At 62.6% G+C, this 20374-nt stretch carries 17 protein-coding genes and 2 pseudogenes; 3 read left to right on the top strand and 16 right to left on the bottom strand.

Annotation, left to right across the window (positions count from 1 at the left end; translation table 11 throughout):
- Nucleotides 1–32 precede the first annotated feature (32 nt).
- Nucleotides 33–2249 (bottom strand): primosomal protein N', encoded by a 2217-nt coding sequence (locus tag ACS4RS_RS09215; protein ID WP_439011215.1) that lies wholly within the window; start codon nucleotides 2247–2249, stop codon nucleotides 33–35.
- Between the two features lie 200 nt (nucleotides 2250–2449).
- On the opposite strand from ACS4RS_RS09215, the gene ACS4RS_RS09210 reads away from it, so the two are divergent.
- Nucleotides 2450–3382 (top strand): dihydrodipicolinate synthase family protein, encoded by a 933-nt coding sequence (locus tag ACS4RS_RS09210; protein WP_439011216.1) that lies wholly within the window; start codon nucleotides 2450–2452, stop codon nucleotides 3380–3382.
- Here the strand turns inward: ACS4RS_RS09210 and ACS4RS_RS09205 are convergent.
- A complete protein-coding gene (locus ACS4RS_RS09205) occupies nucleotides 3363–3857 on the bottom strand; it encodes a GNAT family N-acetyltransferase (protein WP_439011217.1) in 495 nt (164 codons plus the stop codon). The genes ACS4RS_RS09210 and ACS4RS_RS09205 overlap by 20 nt on opposite strands.
- A gap of 11 nt (nucleotides 3858–3868) precedes the next feature.
- Nucleotides 3869–4819 carry a GNAT family N-acetyltransferase gene (locus tag ACS4RS_RS09200; RefSeq protein WP_439011218.1) on the bottom strand — a complete coding sequence of 317 codons (951 nt, stop codon included), beginning with the start codon at nucleotides 4817–4819 and terminating at the stop codon, nucleotides 3869–3871.
- Between the two features lie 139 nt (nucleotides 4820–4958).
- On the opposite strand from ACS4RS_RS09200, the gene ACS4RS_RS09195 reads away from it, so the two are divergent.
- Nucleotides 4959–5894 carry a tyrosine-type recombinase/integrase gene (locus tag ACS4RS_RS09195; protein ID WP_439011219.1) on the top strand — a complete coding sequence of 312 codons (936 nt, stop codon included), beginning with the start codon at nucleotides 4959–4961 and terminating at the stop codon, nucleotides 5892–5894.
- Between the two features lie 136 nt (nucleotides 5895–6030).
- A pseudogene (locus ACS4RS_RS09190) lies at nucleotides 6031–7103 on the top strand (TraB/GumN family protein).
- Nucleotides 7104–7119: 16 nt separating this feature from the next.
- On the opposite strand, the gene ACS4RS_RS09185 reads toward ACS4RS_RS09190, so the two are convergent.
- From ACS4RS_RS09185 to mdh, 13 genes and pseudogenes are all read right to left on the bottom strand, one after another.
- A complete protein-coding gene (locus ACS4RS_RS09185; protein ID WP_439011221.1) occupies nucleotides 7120–7620 on the bottom strand; it encodes a cytochrome b/b6 domain-containing protein in 501 nt (166 codons plus the stop codon).
- A gap of 102 nt (nucleotides 7621–7722) precedes the next feature.
- Nucleotides 7723–9129, bottom strand: a complete 1407-nt coding sequence (gene lpdA, locus ACS4RS_RS09180; RefSeq protein WP_439011222.1) for a dihydrolipoyl dehydrogenase — start codon at nucleotides 9127–9129, stop codon at nucleotides 7723–7725.
- Nucleotides 9130–9155: 26 nt separating this feature from the next.
- Complete coding sequence (locus ACS4RS_RS09175; RefSeq protein WP_439011223.1) at nucleotides 9156–9794, bottom strand: LysE family transporter; 639 nt, start codon at nucleotides 9792–9794, stop codon at nucleotides 9156–9158.
- 20 nt (nucleotides 9795–9814) lie between these two features.
- The gene (locus ACS4RS_RS09170) at nucleotides 9815–10567 is read right to left on the bottom strand and encodes an SDR family oxidoreductase (protein ID WP_439011224.1); all 753 of its coding nucleotides are present in this window, start codon (nucleotides 10565–10567) and stop codon (nucleotides 9815–9817) included.
- Entirely contained in the window at nucleotides 10564–11094 is a 531-nt protein-coding gene (locus tag ACS4RS_RS09165) for a hypothetical protein (protein ID WP_439011225.1), read from the bottom strand. Before ACS4RS_RS09165 ends, ACS4RS_RS09170 begins: the two co-directional genes overlap by 4 nt.
- Nucleotides 11091–11840, bottom strand: a complete 750-nt coding sequence (locus ACS4RS_RS09160; RefSeq protein ID WP_439011226.1) for a DUF4241 domain-containing protein — start codon at nucleotides 11838–11840, stop codon at nucleotides 11091–11093. Before ACS4RS_RS09160 ends, ACS4RS_RS09165 begins: the two co-directional genes overlap by 4 nt.
- A gap of 13 nt (nucleotides 11841–11853) precedes the next feature.
- On the bottom strand, nucleotides 11854–13119 hold the full coding sequence (gene odhB / locus ACS4RS_RS09155; RefSeq protein WP_449313952.1) for a 2-oxoglutarate dehydrogenase complex dihydrolipoyllysine-residue succinyltransferase: 1266 nt from the start codon (nucleotides 13117–13119) through the stop codon (nucleotides 11854–11856).
- Nucleotides 13120–13158: 39 nt separating this feature from the next.
- On the bottom strand, nucleotides 13159–13467 hold the full coding sequence (locus ACS4RS_RS09150; RefSeq protein WP_439011228.1) for a YciI family protein: 309 nt from the start codon (nucleotides 13465–13467) through the stop codon (nucleotides 13159–13161).
- 15 nt (nucleotides 13468–13482) lie between these two features.
- Complete coding sequence (locus ACS4RS_RS09145; protein ID WP_439011229.1) at nucleotides 13483–16467, bottom strand: 2-oxoglutarate dehydrogenase E1 component; 2985 nt, start codon at nucleotides 16465–16467, stop codon at nucleotides 13483–13485.
- A gap of 170 nt (nucleotides 16468–16637) precedes the next feature.
- Nucleotides 16638–17539: pseudogene (gene sucD, locus ACS4RS_RS09140) on the bottom strand (succinate--CoA ligase subunit alpha).
- 13 nt (nucleotides 17540–17552) lie between these two features.
- Nucleotides 17553–18044 carry a DUF1579 family protein gene (locus ACS4RS_RS09135; RefSeq protein WP_439011231.1) on the bottom strand — a complete coding sequence of 164 codons (492 nt, stop codon included), beginning with the start codon at nucleotides 18042–18044 and terminating at the stop codon, nucleotides 17553–17555.
- 8 nt (nucleotides 18045–18052) lie between these two features.
- Nucleotides 18053–19246 (bottom strand): ADP-forming succinate--CoA ligase subunit beta, encoded by a 1194-nt coding sequence (gene sucC / locus ACS4RS_RS09130; RefSeq protein WP_439011232.1) that lies wholly within the window; start codon nucleotides 19244–19246, stop codon nucleotides 18053–18055.
- Between the two features lie 34 nt (nucleotides 19247–19280).
- On the bottom strand, nucleotides 19281–20243 hold the full coding sequence (mdh, locus tag ACS4RS_RS09125) for a malate dehydrogenase (protein WP_049733453.1): 963 nt from the start codon (nucleotides 20241–20243) through the stop codon (nucleotides 19281–19283).
- Nucleotides 20244–20374: the final 131 nt, after the last annotated feature.

The following is a 20374-nucleotide window of genomic DNA, read 5'->3' as shown; positions in this document are numbered from 1 at the left end:
GCCCGAAAGGGAGGAAATGGCGGCGTATCTTTTTAGAGAAAACTCTGCGGATCGATGTCGAGCTGCACCTGCACCGATCCACGCTCCTTCGGCGATTGCGACAGCATTGCCCGCAGGAACCCTTGCATGTCGGAGTTGCGCCGACCGTGCACCAAAAGGCGGAAGCGGTGGCGGCCGCGCACCAGCGCCAGCGGAGCTTCTGCCGGGCCGAGCACCGAGATGCCGGACACTTGCGGCGCCGCATTGCGCATGCCGCGCGCATGGGTTTCGGCATCATGGCGGGTTTCCGCCGAAACGATGATCGAGGCGAGCCTGCCAAAGGGCGGCAATATGGCGCGTTCGCGCTCCGTGATCTCGCGTTCATAAAAGGCGTCGGAATCCCCCGAGACGATCGCCTGCATGACGGGATGCTGCGGCTGGTAGGTCTGCAGCAGGCCATGGCTCTTGAGGCCGGTGCGCCCGGCGCGGCCGGTCACCTGCGACAAAAGCTGGAAGGTGCGTTCGGCGGCGCGCGGATCGCCATTGGCAAGGCCGAGGTCGGCGTCGACGATGCCGACAAGCGTCATCAGCGGAAAATTATGTCCCTTGGCGACGAGCTGGGTGCCGATAACGATATCGGCCTCGCCCTTGGCGATCGCCTCCAGCTCCAGCCGCAGCCGCTTCACCCCGCCCATGATATCGGAGGAGAGAACGATCGTCCGCGCCTCTGGAAAATGCCGCTCTACCTCCTCGGCGATGCGCTCGACGCCCGGCCCGCAGGCAACGAGGTGGTCGAGCGTGCCGCATTCCGGGCATGCCTCCGGCGTGCGCTCGGCATGGCCGCATTGATGGCATTGCAGCTGCTTGCGGAAGCGATGCTCGACCAGCCAGCTCGAACATTGCGGGCATTGGAAGCGATGGCCGCAGACCCGGCAGAGCGTCAGCGGCGCATAACCGCGGCGGTTGAGAAAGAGCAGCGCCTGTTCGCGTTTCTCCACCGTCTTGCCGATCGCCCGGATCAAGACCGGCGACAGGAAACCGCCGCGCTCAGGCGCGTGGCGGCGCATATCGATGAGGTGCAGGTCCGGCAGCGCCGCGTCGCCGAAACGCGTCGGCAGGTGGACGGTGCTGTAGCGCCCGCACTGCCCGTTGACCTGGCTTTCGACCGATGGCGTCGCCGACACCAGAATGACGGGAAAATCGCCGATGCGGCCGCGCACCACAGCCATGTCGCGGGCATTGTAGAAGACGCGATCCTCCTGCTTGTAGGCCGGATCATGCTCCTCGTCGACGATGATCAGACCGAGATCCTCGAAGGGCAGGAAAAGCGCCGAGCGGGCCCCGGCCACGACACGGACCTCGCCGGTCACTGCCTGGCGCCAGACCTTTTCGCGCATGCGCGGCGCGAGATCGGAATGCCATTCGGCCGGCTTTGCGCCGAAGCGATCCTGGAAGCGCTCCAGGAAACTTGCCGTCAGCGCGATCTCCGGCAGCAGGATCAGCACCTGCTTGCCGCGTTTCAGCGTCTCGGCGATCGCCTCGAAATAGACCTCGGTCTTGCCGGATCCCGTCACCCCGTCGATCAGCGACACGGAAAAATCGCCCTTGCGGACATCGGAAACGATCTCCGCTGCCGCCTCTTTTTGCGGCCCTTCGAGACGTGCGGCCGTAAATTCCGGATCAGGCAATGCCACCACCGGCGGCGGCGGCAGGAATATCGTCTCAAAAATGCCGAGCGTGATCAGCCCGTCGACGACGCTTGTCGAAACACCGGCCGCATGGGCCAGGCCGCTGCGTGTCCAGGACAAACCGTCGGAGGCCGTATCGAGCACCCGGGCGCGCGCCGGCGTCATCCGCTCCGGTTCGCCGCCGACGAATTTCAGCCCCTCCACCATCGGCTCCGGCTCGAAGGCGTTCGGCGCCCTCAGCGCCATACGGGCGACGAGGCCGGGCGGCGAAAGCGTATAGGCCGCGACCCAATCGATGAAATCGCGCATCTCCCGGGTCAGCGGCGGGCAGTCGAAGACATGGCTGATCGGCCGGAGCTTCTTCGGATCCACTCCATCCTCGCCACCGTCCCAGACGACGCCGATCACCTGCCGCGGCCCGAGCGGCACCTGCACGACAGAGCCGGGCTCGACCGCCATGCCATCCGGCACCGAATAGGAATAGGGTTTGGGCGCCGGCATCGGCACCAGCACGGGAACCGTTCGGTTCGCGGGCGGTGCTTCGAAAAGCGCGCCAAAGAGATCGGACGAATCTGTGCTCATCGGGCGAGACCATGCCCGGAAATCGATGCAATTGGAACCGCAAAGACAAGGCTGAGTATCGAGCAAGGAATGTGGCTTCGGAGATCGCCCGTGCCCTTACGAAAAGCTTGCCGGGCGCGCGATTGGCCGCATAGATTGCGGCAAGGATTATTCGAATTGCCGGAGCCTTTGCTCTTCGGCCGCTGAATTGGAGAGCACCGATGGCCAGACTGACCGAAGATGCCAAGGGCGTCTACGTGATCGCCGTAACCCCGTTCACCGATGACGGCGGGCTCGATCTCGACAGCATCGACAGCATGGTCGATTTCTACGAGGCCGCCGGCGTCACCGGCCTGACGGTGCTTGGCCAGCTCGGCGAGGCCCCGAAGCTGACCGCCGAGGAATCGCGGACCGTGGTCGAGCGTGTGCTGAAGCGCCTCGACGGGCGCTTGCCCGTCGTCGTCGGCGTGTCGGCGCCGGGGCTTGCACCGATGCGCGAACTTGCCGAAGCCGTCATGGGCGAAGGTGCCGCCGGCGTCATGGTAGCGCCGCCCTGGACCGTCAAGACCGACGACCAGGCTTTCGCCTTTTACCAGTCGGTCGGCGAGGCCCTGGGCGACACACCCTTCGTGCTCCAGGATTATCCGCTTACCACCAACGTGACGATGGCGCCCAAGGTTATCGAGCGCATCGTCAACGAGGTGCAAAATTGCGTCATGCTCAAGCACGAGGACTGGCCAGGGCTTTCAAAAATTACCGCACTCCGCGCCGCCAGCGACAAGGGCACCATGCGGCGCATCTCCATCCTTTGCGGCAATGGCGGGCTTTTTCTACCCGAAGAGATGGGCCGGGGCGCCGATGGCGCCATGACCGGCTTCTGTTATCCTGAGATGATGGTCGGCGTCGTCGCGGCCTATGCAGCCGGAAATCCGGATCGCGCCCACGAGATCTTCGACGCCTATCTGCCGCTCGCCCGCTACGAACAGCAGCAGGGCATCGGGCTTGCCTCCCGTAAATATGTGCTCGCCAAGCGCGGCGTCATCAAATCCGCCACCCTGCGCAAGCCGGGCGCCAAGCTCTCGGCGCTCGATATTGCCGATGTCGAGCGATTGCTAGCGCGTCAGGCCATCCGCCTCAAAGAGATCGGGGCCTGAAGCTTAAAGAGCCTGAAACATCCCGACCGGAGGGGATGCGGGCAATTTCGACATACAGCGTATCGCCATCAGGCGCGTGAGGTCGAAACCCGAGAGCCTCCCAGAATTTGGCTGCGCCAGGATTGCCCGGATGAACGGTGACGACACTGCAGAAATCCCGCACATGATTGAGCAGCGCCAAGGCCAGCAGCCGGCCGATGCCGTGGCCGCGCATTTCGGGGCTGACGTAGAAACGCCGCATCCGCAACGCTTGGGATAGGGCGGGGTCGACGGTCACACCCCCGACGCCGGCAAGCGCCTCCCCGACATAGGCGCCAAGCAGCCTTTCGCCGTCACGCTCGAACCTGATGTCGCCAGCCGACCATTCGTCGATAAGGCGGGCGATATGGAGATGGCCCTCCCGCCGGGCCTCGCTTTCGAGGTCTGCGATCTCCCGCGGCAATCGATCGCGGATCACGCGGATGTCGACCGACATGGCAGAACCTATTAGACCGCAGGAACGGGAAGCTCGCGAGACGTTGCTACAGCCGGAAGGCTGACCGGCACGAAGGTCGCGTCGCCATCCGCCGCCATGTCGTGCACCGTATGTTTCTCCAGCGCCTTCGTCACATCGTTGAGATCACCGTCCAGATGTTCGGCCGGAATGAGGTTGCCGATCACGAAATCGAAACGGTCGCCGCGTTTGTTCAAGAGCTCGTGAAAGACCGTCATGTCGCGGAGCTCCGTCGACCACTTCGCCAGCCAGTAGAACAGGCCGGAATTGCGCGCCGTCATGTGGACGGGAAGGATCGGCAGATTGTATTTGCGCGCCAGCCCGACAGCCGAGGTCTTCCATGGGCGTTCGTTCAGCCGGCCGTTGGCCCAATAGGCGATGCGGCCTGAGGGGAAAAGCACTGTCGCCTTGCCTTCCCTGACCGCGTGGTTGGTCAATTGCAGTGTCTCGCGCGCCTTGAGCTTGCTCTTGTGTTCCTCCCGCCATTCGACGGGAATGATCATCTCGGCGAACCGCGGATTGACACGGATCGCATCGCGGTTGGCGAAGAACATCATATCCGGCCGGCGCGTCTTCAGGAGATCGAACACGGCGACACCATCGGCGATGCCTGTGGGGTGGTTGCTGACGAGGATGAAGCCGCCGGCACCGGGAATACGTTCGCCGTTGGTGATGCCGATATCGAGTTTCAGCACGTCGCTCAGATATTCGAACGACTGGAAACCCGGCATCTTGGCGACGGCATTGGCGAATTCGATCGCCTTGTTGTAGCGCAGCAGCGTGTAGAGGAACGGCCGCATGACCGGCCAGAGCGGATTTTTCACGATCCTCTGGCCACGTTCGGCAATCAGCGTATCGACGATATGACCCGGCTTTCCCTGTGAAACGAGAGCGATCGCTTCCGCGAGCTGTCCGAAAGCCGTCATGGAGTCGCGCCGTGCCATGAAAGATCCTGTCTATGGGCTATAAGCTATCGCAGTGGAATATGATCTAAGGATGACAAAGGCTTGGCGGGCATTAGCAATTCCATAACCGTTCCTGTTTCAAATTGGCGGACTTGAAGGCAAATTCAAGGCCAGCGACGTGAACGAACTGCTTGTTATCGCCGATCCGCGCCTGATGGCGGAACGGGCCGCATGGCTCGAAAATCTCGCCCGCGAGCGTCGTCTTTCCGAGCATACACTCGATGCCTATGAGCGCGACACCCGCCAATTCCTGACCTTCCTGACCGGCCATCTCGCCGGCCCGGCGACGCTTGGCGATATCAGGGAGCTGCGCCCCGCCGATTTCCGCGCCTTCCTGGCGGCCCGGCGCAAGCAGGGCTCCGGCGCCCGCTCGCTCGGCCGCAATCTTGCCGGCCTTCGTTCGCTGCTGCGCCATCTCGAAAAGAAGGGCCTGGTCAACGCTGCCGGCGCCGGCGCGATCCGCTCGCCGAAACAGCCGAAATCGCTGCCGAAGCCGCTGTCGGACACGCAGGCGATTACCGTCGTCAGCAACGAAGCCCAGCTTCACGACGAACCCTGGATCGCCGCCCGCGATGCGGCTGTCATGACGCTGCTTTACGGCTGCGGCCTGCGCATCTCCGAGGCGCTGGATCTTATTCCCTCAGACCTGCAAAAGGGCGCCACAACGCTGCGCATCACCGGCAAGGGCAACAAGACGCGGCTCGTGCCGCTGCTGTCCGTGGTGTTCGACGCGGTCGAGAAATACCGCACGCTCTGCCCCTATGATCTCGAGCCCGACGAGCCACTGTTTCGTGGTGCCCGCGGCGGCAAGCTGCAGGCGGCGATCATCCAGCGCGCCATGCAGAAGCTGCGCAGCGCCTTCGGCCTGCCGGAGACGGCGACGCCCCATGCGCTGCGCCATTCCTTCGCCACGCACTTGCTTGCCGGGGGCGGCGATCTGCGCACCATCCAGGAGTTGCTCGGCCATGCCAGCCTGTCGACGACACAGGTCTATACCGGCGTCGATGCGTCGCGGCTGCTTGAGGTGTATGATCGCGCTCATCCGCGCGCGTAGAGCCTTTCCGGTCGGATCGAAACATTCTGCCGGAGCAAGGAAGCCTCTAAGCTTTCGTTAACGCATTCTCTTAAAGGATTATGCGCAAGCCGGGCGTAGAGCATGAAACCACAAGGCATGTGACCGGAACATCATCATGACGACATCAATCGGCCGCCGGACTTTTCTCGCAGCATCCGGCAATCTGCTGCTCTGGCTGATTGCGGCCTTTCATATGCTGCTTCTTGCGGCCCTGTTTTTGGCCTTCCTGGCGGCTAGACCGGCGGCGGCCGAAGACGCGGCCTGCACCGGCCGCAACCTGATGGTCGAGCTGCAGCAGAACGATCCCGCCCGCTATGCCGAGGCGCTGAAGGAAGCCGACACGACGCCAAACGGCAAGGGCATCTTCTGGAAGATCGAAAAGGCAGGACTTCAGCCTTCATGGCTGCTTGGCAGTATGCATGTCACCGATCCGCGCGTGCTGGCCCTGCCGCCGCGCGCAAAGGCCGCTCACGACGCGGCCAATACGATCATCATCGAATCCGACGAGATCCTCGATGAGCGGAAGGCGACCGCCGCCCTGCTCGCAAAGCCGGAGCTGACGATGTTCACCGACGGCACGACGATCGACAAGCTGCTCTCCCCCGAGGACTACAAGCGCCTCGAAGCCGGCCTGAAGCAGCGCGGCATTCCGCTCGGTGCCGTCTCCCGCATGCGGCCGTGGATGATCTCGAGCGCCGTCGCCCTGCCGGCCTGCGAAATCGCCCGCAAGGCGAAAGGCGTAAAATTCCTCGACCAGAAGATCGCCGCCGATGCCGCTGCCGAAGGCAAGCAGGTCAAGGGGCTGGAGACCCTTGCCGAGCAGATCCAGGCCATGGCCGACCTGCCGATCGAATTCCATCTGAAGTCCCTGATCGAGACGCTGGAGCTCGGCGACAAGATGAGCGACGTCGTCGAGACGATGACCGACCTCTATCTCTCCGGCGATATCGGCCTGACCATGCCGATGCTGAAGACCGTGACGCCGGAGACGGAAGGCGAAGATAGCGACTACGCCGCTTTCGAACAGCGCGTCATCCTCGACCGCAACAAGGTGATGGCCGAGCGCGCCGCTCCCATTCTCGAAGGCGGCAACGTCTTCATGGCAGTCGGCGCCCTGCACCTGCCCGGCAAGGCCGGCGTCATCGAGCTGCTGCGCCAGCAGGGTTTACCGTGACCGCCGTGAACTGACTGAACGAGCAAGCGCTCAGCCGAGCGTCATGCGGCGGAGCACATTAGTTTTCCAATAGAACTGATGGACGAGCGCGCCCGCGACATGCGCTGCGATCAGCGCCCAGAGAATGATCTTCAGGACGTCCGCGTGGAGCGAACCGGCGGAATTGATGCCGAAATAGTAGGCGGCGATACCCGTAAGCGGCAAGGCGAAGATCAGGACGTAGAGGCCGGCATGGGCAAGCTTCGCAGCAAGGCGAAAGATCGTCGGCTCCTCCGTCGCCTCGGTCGGAACGCCGTTGAAGAAACGCAGCCCGAGCCTGACCACGGCGAGCAGCAGAATAGCGATGCCGACATAGGCATGGATATTCGCCGACGCAATCTGCTCCGGCGTCGGCACCTCGCCTCTGCGCATGAGCCGATGCCAGATGTTCATGCCATCGGGAAACAGCAGATTGAAGAAGATCAAAAGCGCCACCGTCCAATGAAGCAAACGCTGGCTTAAGCTGTAACCTTTGGCGCACGGCTGTTGCATTTTCTAACCTTCGTCAAATGGCAAAATTAGCGATAGGTGACAATTAAAACAGCCGCCTGCCTCGCGGCAAGCGGCTGCACGCTTCATTACGAATATGTAAGATTACATATGGATCGGCTTGAAGAAGGTCGCAAGCGCGGCTTCCTTCACCGCTTCCGACATCGTCGGATGTGCATGGCAGGTGCGGCCGAGATCTTCCGACGAACCGCCGAACTCCATCAGCACGGTGATCTCGTGGATCATCTCGCCGGCGCCGAAGCCGACGATATGGCCGCCGAGCACCCGGTCGGTTTCCTTATCGGCAAGGATCTTGACGAAACCGTCGGTCGCCAGCATCGCGCGGGCGCGGCCGTTCGCCGTGAACGGGAACTTGCCGACCTTGTAGGCGATACCCGCCACCTTCAGTTCTTCCTCGGTCTTGCCGACCGAGGCGATCTCCGGCTGGGTATAGACGACGCTCGGAATCACGTCATAATTGACGTGGCCATGCTGGCCGGCGAGAATTTCGGCAAGCGCCACGCCCTCGTCTTCCGCCTTATGCGCCAGCATCGGGCCCTTGACCACATCGCCGATCGCATAGATGCCGGCGACATTCGTCTTGAAGTGACCGTCGATCTCGACGCGGCCGCGATTGTCGAGCGCAACACCAGCCTCCTCGAGGCCGAGGCCCGCCGTATAGGGCTTGCGGCCGGTGGCGATCAGCACGACTTCGGCATCGAGCGTCACCTTGTCGCCGCCCTTGACCGGCTCGAACGTGACCTTGGCGCCCTTGTCACCCTTTTCGACGCCGGTAACCTTGGCGCCGAGATGGAAATCGATGCCCTGCTTGGCGAGCATGCGCTGGAACTGCTTGGAGACTTCGCCATCCATGCCGCCGAGAATGGTATCGAGATATTCGACGACCGTGACCTTGGCCCCGAGACGCGACCAGACCGAGCCGAGCTCGAGCCCGATAACGCCGCCGCCGACGACGATCAGCGTTTCCGGCACCTTCTCCAGCGCGATGCCGCCGGTGGACGAGATGATGGTCTTTTCATCGATCTCGACCTGCACGCCCGGGATGCCGGCGACGTCGGAGCCGGTGGCGATGACGATGTTCTTGCCTTCGATCTCCTGCATCGTGCCATCTTCGGCGGTGACGGCAACCTTGCCGGCCGAGACGATCTTGCCGCTGCCCTGGAAGGCGTCGATCTTGTTCTTTTTGAAGAGGAAGGCGACGCCGTCGACATTCGACTTCACCGTGGCGTCCTTGTGAGCCATCATATTGCCGAGATTGAGCGTCGGCGCTGCAATGTCGATGCCGAGCGCGCTCATGCCGTGGCCGGCCTGATGGAACATTTCGGAGGCATGCAGCAGCGCCTTCGACGGAATGCAGCCGACGTTCAGGCAGGTGCCGCCATAGGTCGCGCGCTTTTCGACGACGGCGACCTTGAGGCCGAGCTGGGCTGCCTTGACGGCACAGACATAGCCGCCCGGGCCGGTTCCGATAATGATCACATCGTAAGACATTGCTTCTTTCCCTTTGGATTTTTCAATTAGTCGGCCGCGCGCGACAGTGCGAGGCGGAAGCCGAAGCCGACGAGCGCCGCTCCGGTAATACGGTTGAACCATTTGCCGCTGGCGATGAAGCGGTCACGGATCGCCTTGACCGTGAAGAAATAGGAGACGCCGGCAAACCAGGCGACCAGCGCCGTCGCCATGCCGATGCCGTAGGAGAACTGGATCAGCGCCGGTGTGTCGTGATGCACCAGCGTCGAAAACAGCGACAGGAAGAACAGCACCGGCTTCGGGTTCAGCGCATTGGTGATGAAACCCATGCCGAGGCATTTCGACATCGAGACCGGCTTGCGGTCCTCGGCCGTCACTTCGATCTCCTGCACCCTGAAGCCCGGTTCGCGGAAAGACTTGATGCCGAGATAGACAAGGTAGGCGACACCCGCCCATTTGATCATCGCAAACAGCATCAGCGACTTGGAGACGATCAGGCCGAGGCCGAGGATGGTGTAGCTGATATGGAAGAGCAGCGAGAAGCCCATGCCGAGCCCGGTCATAACAGGGGCGCGGCGCCCATGCACTATGCTCTGGCGCAGAATGACGGCGAAATCGGCCCCCGGCACGACGATGAAGATCGAGAAAACCGCCATCAGGCTGAGAAATTCGAGAATATACTGCATGCAGTTTTTCGCCCTGTCTTCTAGCGGCCGCCGCTCACATTGAGGATCGCGCCGGTTATATAGGAAGCCGAAGGGGAAAGAAGATAGAGGATCGCATCCGCCACCTCCTCGGCCGTGCCGGCCCGCTGCATCGGGACCGACGGCGCCATCTCCCGCGCCCGATCCGGCAGTCCGCCCGAAGCATGGAGGTCGGTTTCGATGATACCGGGCCTGACCGCATTCACGCGAATGCCCTCGGCAGCGACCTCGCGGGAAAGCCCCACCGTGAACGTATCGATCGCCGCCTTCGACGCGGCATAATCGACATACTGCGTCGCCGCGCCGAGGATCGCCGCTATCGACGAGACGTTGACGATCGCCCCGCCCCGGCCGCCGTGCCGGCTCGACATGCGGCGTATAGCCTCTGCGGCGCAGAGCATCGAGCCGGTGACATTGACGCGCAGCATGCGCTCGATCCGCTCTGCCGACATCTCATCGACCCGCTGCGGATAGTCGACGATGCCAGCATTGTTGACGAGACCGTCGAGCCGGCCGAAATGGCCGTCGACCGCCGCAAACATCGCGGCGATATCCGCAGCCTTGCCGACATCACCCTCAATCGCCACCGCCTCGCCGCCATCCTCGACGATCGAAGCCACGACAGCATCAGCAGCCTTGCGGTTAGAGGCGTAATTCACCGCGACACACCAGCCCCGGTGCGCGGCGAGGCGGCAGACGGCGGCGCCGATGCCCCGGCTTCCGCCGGTCACGAGAACAACAGGGGTATCGCTCATGTCGCACACTCCTTGAATGTCAGCACATCCCATGGCGCCACGGAAGCCTTGCCCTCGCCCCAGGCGCTGGATTCGCGGATGGCGGGACCAAGGCCGGGAAGCACGAGCCTTTCGGCCGCCGCAGCCCCTTCCGGCTGCAGATTGTCCATCTCGCCCTTGGCGTCCACGCCATAGACGGCGCCCTGCCAGACCGTGCAGGCATCGAGATCGGCGCCGGTCGCATCACCCTCGGGGCAGTTGAACATCAGAATGCCGATGGCCCGAACCGGATCTTCCGACGGCATGACATACCCTTCCATCACGACCGACGTCTTGAGGGCACTGACCTTGAACTGGTTGCTGGCGGCGGCCGAGGCGGAATTCAGCGGGGCAAAGCGCAGTTCATAGGCGCCGTCACGATCGACATAAACGGCCCGTTCCTGCTTGCATTCCGCCCCAAGCGAGGAGACCGGAACGGCGCAAAACGCAGCGGCTGCGATTGCAGCCACGCCTTTCCGCTTCGCCGTGATCCCGATCCTCCCGCTCATTGCAGCCTCGGCTCCTTCCGCCCGTCGGCATTCTCGACAACGCTAAAATCCGTCAGCAGCACCAGCGCCCGGCCATCCCTGTCGAGCCCCCAGAAAACTGGATAGAAACCGTCGCCCCAGCCGCTCCAGAACACCGCGACATTGCCGTTCTTGCCGGCGACCGGCCGGTGCAACGCATAACGGCCCTTGTTGGCATCGAGATCCGCGGCCAGCACATTGTCGTAATAATTGATATCGGCGTCAGGTTTTTGCGCCTGCGCCTGCGCTTCACGCTCTCCGATCAGCTCAAGCGTATCGGCGTCCATGTAACAGCCGAGGCCGGCATCGACCGGATAGCCGAAGATCTCGCCGTCCTTCAGCGTCGCGACGTCCTGGCCGGGCAGGACGGCAAGCTCCCAATGATCCGGCTTGCCCTCGGCAAACCGCATGCTGGCGGCAACGATGCGCCCGAAGGCCTGGTAGAGCGTCACCGGATATTCGCCCGGCGCAACCGTTCTTGCGAGCGCCGGACGATCGGGCTGGGCAAGCGGATCGGCCGCGACGATGCGCCCGGAGGTCAGCTCGACATTACCCATGTGGATCGCGTTGATCGACCGGCTGGAGAGTTCGGCGTCGCTGAGCACCACCAGCTCGAAATTGCTGCTTGCCTTGCTGAGATCTAAGCCGGCCGCCGTTGCCGAAACCGGAATATGCGCGGCGGCAGCGCAGAGAAGAAGGCGCGCCGCTCGCATGATCCGGTTCCGCATCGAAAGCGCTCCCTTAGAGATCGAGAACCAAACGTTCCGGATCTTCCAGGCTCTCCTTGACGCGCACGAGGAAGGTCACCGCTTCCTTGCCGTCGACTATACGGTGATCGTAGGACAGCGCCAGATACATCATCGGACGGATGACCACCTGGCCGCCGATCGCCACCGGCCGCTCCTGGATCTTGTGCATGCCGAGAATGCCGGACTGCGGCGCGTTCAGGATCGGCGACGACATCAGCGAGCCGTAGACACCGCCATTGGTGATGGTGAAGGTACCGCCCTGCATGTCGGCCATGGATAGCGAGCCGTCACGAGCGGCCTTGGCAAGACGGCCGAGTTCCTTCTCGACTTCGGCGATCGACATCTGATCGGCATCGCGGATGACGGGAACGACGAGACCCTTATCGGTGCCGACGGCCATGCCGACGTGGCAGTAGTTCTTGTAGATGACGTCGGTGCCGTCGATCTCGGCATTGACCGCCGGCAGTTCCTTCAGCGCATGCGTCACCGCCTTGGTGAAGAAGCCCATGAAGCCGAGCTTGACGCCGTGCTTCTTCTCGAAAATGTCCTTGTACTTGTTGCGCAGATCCATGACCGCCTTCATGTCCACCTCATTGTAGGTGGTGAGCATGGCGGCGGTGTTCTGCGCGTCCTTCAGGCGCTTGGCGATCGTCTGGCGCAGGCGCGTCATCTTCACGCGCTCTTCGCGCGAGGCATCCTCGACCGTCGACGGGCCGCGCGCGACGGCAGGAGCGGCGGCGGGTGCCGCAGCCGGAGCGGAAATGCCCTTAGCGACGGCAGCAATGACATCACCCTTCAGCACCTGGCCGCGCTTGCCGCTGCCGTCGATCTGATCGGCCGAAAGGTTGCTTTCGGCAAGCATCTTCGAAGCCGCTGGTGCCGGCGGCATGGTGGAGACGGAAGCGCTCGACGACGATGCGGCAGCAGCAGCAACCGGCGCCGGCTGAGCGGGAGCAGCAGCGGCTGGCTGGGCAGGAGCGGCGGCCGGGGCAGCAGCAGCCGGTGCTGCCGCAGCGACGGCACCTTCGGCGATCTGGCCGAGCAACGCGCCGAGGCCGACGGTCTCGCCGGCGGCGACGACGATTTCCGAAAGCGTGCCGGAGGCGGGTGCCGGAACTTCGATGGTCACCTTGTCGGTTTCAAGCTCGAGAATCGGCTCGTCGGCCTTGATGGCGTCGCCGACCTTCTTGAACCAGGTGCCGACGGTTGCCTCGCTGACGGATTCACCGAGAGTTGGAACGCGGATTTCTGTGGCCATTGTTCAGATCCTGATTTCGTGTGTGTTCGTTTAAGCGTTTCAGACGGCGGGCGGCCGCAAGATGATCGAGGGCATCGGCAGGATATCGAAACGGAAACCGAAACCGGAAGCGATGATCGGGTCGCCGTCGGCAAGAAGCTGTGCCGCCGCCTGATCCTCGACTTCGACGATCGCCATGCCGAAGGCGCCTTCACCCTCGAAGACCGGGCCGACGACGATCGCCGATCCCGCAAGGGCGTGCCGGTGCCAGTATTCGACATGGCGTTTCATCGCCGCCATTTCCTCCCCGGTCCCGTCATGCGGGAAAGTGGGGCGCGGCGGCAGCAGTCTCAGAAAGAAATAAGCCATTGCGCCCCCCTTATGTTAGCCGCCCAGTGCATCCTCGAGGAATGCGGCGAGCTGCGACAGATGCTTGGACATCAGGCCCGTCGCCGGCGAGGCGGCGGCCGGACGGCCGGTATAACGGACGCGCTGGTACTTTGCATCGATGTGGGCGAGCACCCATTCGAGGAAGGGATCGATGAACGACCATGCGCCCATGTTCTTTGGCTCTTCCTGGCACCAGACCATCTCGGCATTGCGGAAGCGCGACAGCTCGTTGATCAGCGCCTTTGCCGGGAACGGATAGAGCTGTTCGACACGCAGGAGATAGACGTCGTCGATGCCGCGCTTTTCACGTTCTTCGAGAAGATCGTAATAGACCTTGCCGGAGCACATGACGACACGGCGGATCTTGTTGTCCTTCTGCAGCTTGATCGGGCCGTCCTTGATGACCTCGGCATCGTCCCAGAGCAGGCGATGGAAGGCTGATTCACCGGCCATTTCGGCAAGAGTCGAGACCGCCCGCTTGTGGCGCAGCAGCGACTTCGGCGTCATCAGGATCAGCGGCTTGCGGAAGTCGCGCTTCAACTGCCGGCGCAGGATGTGGAAGTAGTTCGCCGGCGTCGTGACGTTGGCGACCTGCATGTTGTCCTCGGCGCAAAGCTGCAGGAAACGCTCGAGGCGGGCCGAGGAGTGTTCCGGACCCTGTCCCTCATAGCCATGCGGCAACAGGCAGACGAGGCCCGACATGCGCAGCCATTTGCGTTCGCCCGACGAGATGAACTGGTCGAAGACCACCTGCGCGCCGTTGGCAAAATCGCCGAACTGCGCTTCCCAGAGCGTCAGCGCATTCGGACGGGCCAGCGAGTAGCCATATTCGAAACCGAGTACGGCCTCTTCCGAAAGCATCGAATTGATGACTTCGTAGCGCCCCTGCGTCGGTGAAAGATTGGCGAGCGGGATGTAGCGTTCCTCGGTTTCCTGATCATAGAGGACCGAGTGGCGCTGCGAGAAGGTGCCGCGTTCGCAATCCTGACCGGACAGGCGGATCTTGCTGCCTTCGACGCAGAGCGCGCCGAAGGAGAGCGCCTCGGCCATCGCCCAGTCGATACCCTCACCAGTGGCGATCATATTGGCGCGGTTTTCCATGAAGCGCTGGATCGTGCGGTGCGCATTGAAGCCCGCCGGGATCTCAGACAGCTTGCGGCCGATTTCCTTCAGCGTCTTCATCGGCACGGCGGTCTTGCCGCGGCGCTGCTCGTCGGCATTGTCGGCCGCGCGCAGGCCCGACCACTCGCCGTCCAGCCAGTCGGCCTTGTTCGGCTTATAGTGCTGGCCGGCCTCGAACTCCTGTTCGAGATGAGCGCGCCAGTCGGCCTTCATCTTCTCGACTTCGCCGTCGGTGAGCAGGCCCTCGGCGACGAGGCGCGCCGCATAGAGCTGCAGCACGGTCTTGTGGCCGCGGATCACCTTGTACATCTTCGGCTGCGTGAAGGACGGTTCATCGCCTTCATTGTGGCCGTAGCGGCGGTAGCAGAACAGGTCGACCACAACGGGCTTATGGAACTTCATGCGGAATTCGGTCGCGACCTTGGCCGCATAGACCACCGCTTCCGGATCGTCGCCATTGACGTGGAAGATCGGCGCCTCGATCATCTTGGCGACGTCGGATGGATAGGGCGACGAACGCGAGAAGGCCGGGTTCGTGGTGAAGCCGATCTGGTTGTTGATGATGACGTGCATGGTGCCGGCGACGCGGTGGCCGCGCAGGCCGGAAAGCCCGAGGATTTCGGCAATGACGCCCTGGCCGGCAAAAGCTGCGTCGCCATGAATCAGCAGCGGCAGAACCTTGGAGCGTTCAGATAGCGGAATGATGTCGCCTTCCCACACCGTAGCGCTCATATCCTGCTTGGCACGCACCTTGCCCATGACGACAGGGTCGACGATTTCCAGATGCGAGGGGTTTGCCGTCAGCGACACATGCACCTTGTTGCCGTCGAATTCGCGGTCGGAAGAGGCGCCGAGATGGTACTTGACGTCGCCCGAGCCTTCGACTTCGTCGGGTGCGTAGGAGCCGCCCTTGAACTCGTGGAAGATCGCCCGGTGCGGCTTGCCCATGACCTGGGACAGCACGTTGAGACGGCCGCGATGGGCCATGCCGAAGACGGCTTCCTTAAGTCCGAGATGACCGCCGCGCTTGAGGATCTGCTCCAACGCCGGGATCAGCGACTCGCCGCCGTCGAGGCCGAAGCGCTTGGTGCCCTTGAACTTGACGTCGAGGAACTGCTCATAGCCTTCGGCTTCGACCAGCTTGGCGAGGATCGCCTTCTTGCCCTCGGCCGAGAAGGCAACACCCTTGTCCGGCCCCTCGATGCGCTCCTGGATCCACGCCTTCTCTTCCGGATTGGAGATATGCATGAATTCGACACCGAGCGTCGAGCAATAGGTGCGCTCGAGGATATCGATCATCTCGCGGATGGTCGCGTATTCCAAGCCGAGCACGTTGTCGATGAAGATCCTGCGATCGTAATCGGCTGATGTGAAGCCGTAGTTCTCCGGCGACAGCTCGCGATAGTCGTCGACGGAGGCGGCGATGCCGAGCGGATCGAGCTTGGCATGCAGGTGGCCGCGCATGCGGTAGGCGCGGATCATCATGATGGCGCGCACGGAATCGCGCGTCGCCTGCAGAACGTCGGCGCCGTCGGCGGGCTTGCCCTGCGCTTCGGCCTTGGCCTTGACCTTGGTTTCGATGACCTTCTCGACGATGCCCCAATCGCCGTCGAGTGCGGACACCAGGTCGCCGCCGGCGACCAGCGGCCAGTTCTTCTTGCGCCAGGAAGCCCCCTTGGCCGCCCTCTTCACATCGCTGGGATCTTCCTCCAGAGCTTTGAAGAAGGTCCGCCACTGATCGTCGACCGATGCCGGGTCCTCTTCGTACCGCGCATGAAGCTGCTCGATATAGGCAGCGTTGGCGCCATCCAGAAACGAGGTGATCTGAAACTGTTCGTTGGCTTCTTGCCGTGCCATGGTGATATGCGGACGCTTCCGTCCGCCTCCTGACTTTGATGAATTTGCCGGCTCGATCGCCGGCTGCCGCATTCCGATTGCCGCCTGTCCGCGACGCATCTGCATGTATCGTGCCGTCAAGACCGGGCGGAAGGCGCAGATGCCGTTCCTCCGCCCGGGAATAAGTTGGTTTAGCCCTTGAGGACTTCAACCAGCGTCTTGCCGAGGCGGGCCGGAGATGGCGACACCTTGATGCCTGCCGATTCCATCGCCGCGATCTTCGATTCAGCGTCGCCCTTGCCGCCGGAAACCACAGCGCCGGCATGGCCCATGGTGCGGCCCTTAGGTGCGGTGCGGCCGGCGATGAAGCCGGCCATTGGCTTCTTGCGGCCCTTCTTGGCCTCGTCCTTGAGGAACTGTGCGGCGTCTTCCTCAGCCGAGCCGCCGATTTCGCCGATCATGATGATCGACTGGGTGGCTTCGTCGGCCAGGAACATTTCGAGCACGTCGATGAACTCGGTGCCCTTGACCGGGTCGCCGCCGATGCCGACGGCCGTCGTCTGGCCGAGGCCTTCATTGGAGGTCTGGAACACGGCTTCATAGGTCAGCGTGCCCGAGCGGGACACGATGCCGACCGAACCCTTGCGGAAGATCGAACCCGGCATGATGCCGATCTTGCATTCTTCCGGCGTCAGGATGCCCGGGCAGTTCGGGCCGAGCAGGCGCGACTTGGAGCGGTCGAGGCGAGCCTTGACGCGCACCATGTCCATGACCGGGATACCTTCGGTGATGCAGGTGATGAACGGGATCTCGGCGTCGATCGCCTCGATGATCGCATCGGCGGCACCGGCCGGCGGAACATAGATGACGGTCGCGTCGGCGCCGGTCTTTTCCTTGCCCTCCGCAACGGTCGCGAAGATCGGCAGGCTTTCGCCCTTGCGCCGACCCAGGTTTCGCCGCCCTTCTTCGGGTGGATGCCGCCGACCATCTGCGTGCCGTAGTAGGCAAGCGCCTGTTCGGTGTGGAACGTGCCGGTCTTGCCGGTCAGACCCTGCACGAGGATCTTGGTGTCTTTATTGACGAGAATAGACATGCGAGGCCTTTGTCTAGGAGAGGTTGGAAGACGTGGGGGACGAGCGACGATAGATGCCGCTGACGACCTCCTGCCAAGTATCGCTGCCTGCAGGCGAAAAGCTGACGCCCATCCGGTAGCAGTCTTCATTTTCAAATGTGAATGTGGTGCGCTGTCGGCCGCGCGGCGAAGCCTTCATCAGCACGAGTTCCTTGCCGCTCCATTCGCCGGAAGCTGGCGAGGGCGGCGCAAAACCTGCACTGTCGAACTGGTACAGCTTGTAGGTCTTATCCGAAGCATCGAAGCCGAAGACATTGCGGGCCTCGAACGAAACAGCCCCATCGCGCGTCTGCCGATAGCGCTGCTCGAGGAAGAAGCCACCGAACAGCGGCTCGCCGGAAAGTCTAGCATCGGCCTTACCTTCTGTCGTCCACGCCGATCCTGCGACACGCTCCTCCCCTTCCCATACGCCGGAAAAGGCGTTGAGACGGATATGAGCAGCAGATGGCGTGGACTGGAAGGCCATGATCGCTCTCAGCCGTTGATTGCCGCGACGATCTTCTTGGCCGCATCGTCCAAGTCGTCAGCCGCCGTGATCGCCAGACCCGACTCGTTCAGGATCTTCTTGCCGAGCTCGACATTCGTGCCTTCAAGGCGCACGACGAGCGGAACCTTGAGACCGACTTCCTTGACCGCGGCAATGACGCCCTCGGCAATGACATCGCACTTCATGATGCCGCCGAAGATATTGACGAGAATGCCTTCGACCTTGGGGTCCGCGGTGATGATCTTGAAAGCCGCAGCAACCTTCTCCTTGCCGGCGCCGCCGCCGACGTCGCAGAAGTTAGCCGGCTCCTTGCCGTAGAGCTTGATGATATCCATCGTCGCCATGGCGAGGCCGGCGCCGTTGACCATGCAGCCGATATTGCCGTCGAGCGCGACATAGGCGAGGTCCCACTTCGAGGCCTCGATTTCCTTGGCGTCTTCTTCGGTTTCGTCGCGCAGGAGCTTGACGTCGTCGTGACGAAAGAGCGCATTGCCGTCGAAGGACATCTTCGCGTCGAGAACCCGCAGGTGACCGTCCTTCATGACGATCAGCGGATTGACCTCGAGCAGCGCCATGTCTTTCTCGTTGAAGGCCTTGTAGAGCGCCGGGAAGAGCGACGTCGCATCTTCGGCGGCCGCACCGTCGAGCTGCAGAGCCTTAGCGATCGCAGCAACGTCGGCAGCCGTCACACCGGCTTCCGGATCGATGGCGATCGTCTGGATCTTCTCCGGCGTGTCATGGGCGACAGCCTCGATATCCATGCCGCCTTCGGTGGAAACCACGAAAGCCACGCGGCCGACCGAACGGTCGACCAGCAGCGAGCAATAAAGCTCGCGAGCAATGTCGGCGCCGTCTTCGATGTAGAGGCGATTGACCTGCTTGCCGGCGTCGCCGGTCTGCGCCGTCACCAGCGTATTCCCGAGCATTTCCTTGGCGTGGGCAACCACTTCGTCGATCGACTTGGCGAGACGCACACCGCCCTTGGCCTCCGGCGACAGTTCCTTGAACTTGCCCTTGCCGCGGCCGCCGGCATGGATCTGGCTCTTGACCACGTAAAGCGGGCCCGGAAGCGACTTGGCGGCAGCCTCGGCTTCTTCGACCTTGAGAATAGCCACACCCTCGGCGACCGGCGCGCCATAGCCCTTCAGCAGAGCCTTGGCTTGATATTCATGAATGTTCATGGGTCTATCCCTGTTTGGATTAGTTCAGCGCCAATTACTTGAGGGAAGGCGCGATATTGATGCAGGCCTCGCAGAGGCCGGCGACGGCGCCGACGGACTTGTCGAAGGCTTCCTTCTCGGTCTTGTTGAGATCGATCTCGATGATGCGCTCGACGCCGCCGGCGCCGATGACGGTGGGAACGCCGACATACATGTCCTTGACGCCGTACTGGCCACTCAGGTGAGCCGCGCAGGGCAGAACGCGCTTCTTGTCCTTGAGGTAGGATTCTGCCATCTCGATCGCCGAGGCGGCCGGCGCGTAATAGGCCGAGCCGGTCTTCAGCAGGCCGACGATTTCGGCGCCGCCGTCACGGGTGCGCTGGATGATCTCTTCGAGGCGTTCCTTGGTGACCCAGCCCATAGTGACGAGGTCGGTAAGCGGAATGCCGCCGACCGTCGAGTAGCGGGCGAGCGGCACCATCGTGTCGCCGTGGCCGCCGAGCACGAAGGCGGTGACGTCCTGGACGGAGACGTTGAATTCCTTGGCGAGGAACAGACGGAAGCGCGAGGAGTCGAGAACGCCGGCCATGCCGACGACCTTGTTGGCCGGAAGGCCGGAGAACTTCTGCAGCGCCCAGACCATCGCGTCGAGCGGGTTGGTGATGCAGATCACGAAAGCGTTGGGGGCATATTTCTTGATGCCGGCGCCGACCTGCTCCATGACCTTGAGGTTGATGCCGAGAAGATCGTCGCGGCTCATGCCGGGCTTGCGGGCAACGCCGGCGGTGACGATGCAGACGTCAGCGCCTTCGATCGCGGAATAATCGCTGGCGCCTGTCAGGTTGACGTCGAAGCCTTCGACCGGCGAGGACTGGGAGATATCGAGACCCTTGCCCTGGGGAATGCCGTCCGCAATGTCGAAGAGGACGATGTCGCCCAGTTCCTTCAGGCCGGCGAGGTGCGCCAGCGTGCCACCAATCATGCCAGAACCAATGAGTGCGATCTTGTTACGCGCCATTTCGCTGTTTCCTTTGCGATCAAATTCGGTGAACGACGCGCGAGGCACCGCCCAATGACGCAATCGCATAGACCGAAAGCCTTAAAATGGCAATGCATTAATTTTGATGCAGCATTTTCAATCGTTTAGAT

Source organism: Rhizobium sp. F40D2 (genome assembly GCF_051810745.2).
In the GTDB taxonomy this organism is placed as follows: Bacteria; Pseudomonadota; Alphaproteobacteria; order Rhizobiales; family Rhizobiaceae; genus Rhizobium.
This window is presented reverse-complemented; position numbering and strand designations above follow the sequence as displayed.

What these genes read in the sequence shown, in the direction of transcription:
- ACS4RS_RS09135 (WP_439011231.1), bottom strand. Translation starts at nt 18,044, where the DNA reads ATGGCCTTCCAGTCCACGCCATCTGCTGCTCATATCCGTCTCAACGCC.
- ACS4RS_RS09200 (WP_439011218.1), bottom strand. Translation starts at nt 4,819, where the DNA reads ATGGCACGGCGCGACTCCATGACGGCTTTCGGACAGCTCGCGGAAGCG.
- odhB (WP_449313952.1), bottom strand. Translation starts at nt 13,119, where the DNA reads ATGGCCACAGAAATCCGCGTTCCAACTCTCGGTGAATCCGTCAGCGAG.
- mdh (WP_049733453.1), bottom strand. Translation starts at nt 20,243, where the DNA reads ATGGCGCGTAACAAGATCGCACTCATTGGTTCTGGCATGATTGGTGGC.
- ACS4RS_RS09210 (WP_439011216.1), top strand. Translation starts at nt 2,450, where the DNA reads ATGGCCAGACTGACCGAAGATGCCAAGGGCGTCTACGTGATCGCCGTA.
- ACS4RS_RS09160 (WP_439011226.1), bottom strand. Translation starts at nt 11,840, where the DNA reads ATGCGGAACCGGATCATGCGAGCGGCGCGCCTTCTTCTCTGCGCTGCC.
- lpdA (WP_439011222.1), bottom strand. Translation starts at nt 9,129, where the DNA reads ATGTCTTACGATGTGATCATTATCGGAACCGGCCCGGGCGGCTATGTC.
- ACS4RS_RS09205 (WP_439011217.1), bottom strand. Translation starts at nt 3,857, where the DNA reads ATGTCGGTCGACATCCGCGTGATCCGCGATCGATTGCCGCGGGAGATC.
- ACS4RS_RS09215 (WP_439011215.1), bottom strand. Translation starts at nt 2,249, where the DNA reads ATGAGCACAGATTCGTCCGATCTCTTTGGCGCGCTTTTCGAAGCACCG.
- ACS4RS_RS09165 (WP_439011225.1), bottom strand. Translation starts at nt 11,094, where the DNA reads ATGAGCGGGAGGATCGGGATCACGGCGAAGCGGAAAGGCGTGGCTGCA.
- sucC (WP_439011232.1), bottom strand. Translation starts at nt 19,246, where the DNA reads ATGAACATTCATGAATATCAAGCCAAGGCTCTGCTGAAGGGCTATGGC.
- ACS4RS_RS09175 (WP_439011223.1), bottom strand. Translation starts at nt 9,794, where the DNA reads ATGCAGTATATTCTCGAATTTCTCAGCCTGATGGCGGTTTTCTCGATC.
- ACS4RS_RS09145 (WP_439011229.1), bottom strand. Translation starts at nt 16,467, where the DNA reads ATGGCACGGCAAGAAGCCAACGAACAGTTTCAGATCACCTCGTTTCTG.
- ACS4RS_RS09185 (WP_439011221.1), bottom strand. Translation starts at nt 7,620, where the DNA reads ATGCAACAGCCGTGCGCCAAAGGTTACAGCTTAAGCCAGCGTTTGCTT.
- ACS4RS_RS09150 (WP_439011228.1), bottom strand. Translation starts at nt 13,467, where the DNA reads ATGGCTTATTTCTTTCTGAGACTGCTGCCGCCGCGCCCCACTTTCCCG.
- ACS4RS_RS09170 (WP_439011224.1), bottom strand. Translation starts at nt 10,567, where the DNA reads ATGAGCGATACCCCTGTTGTTCTCGTGACCGGCGGAAGCCGGGGCATC.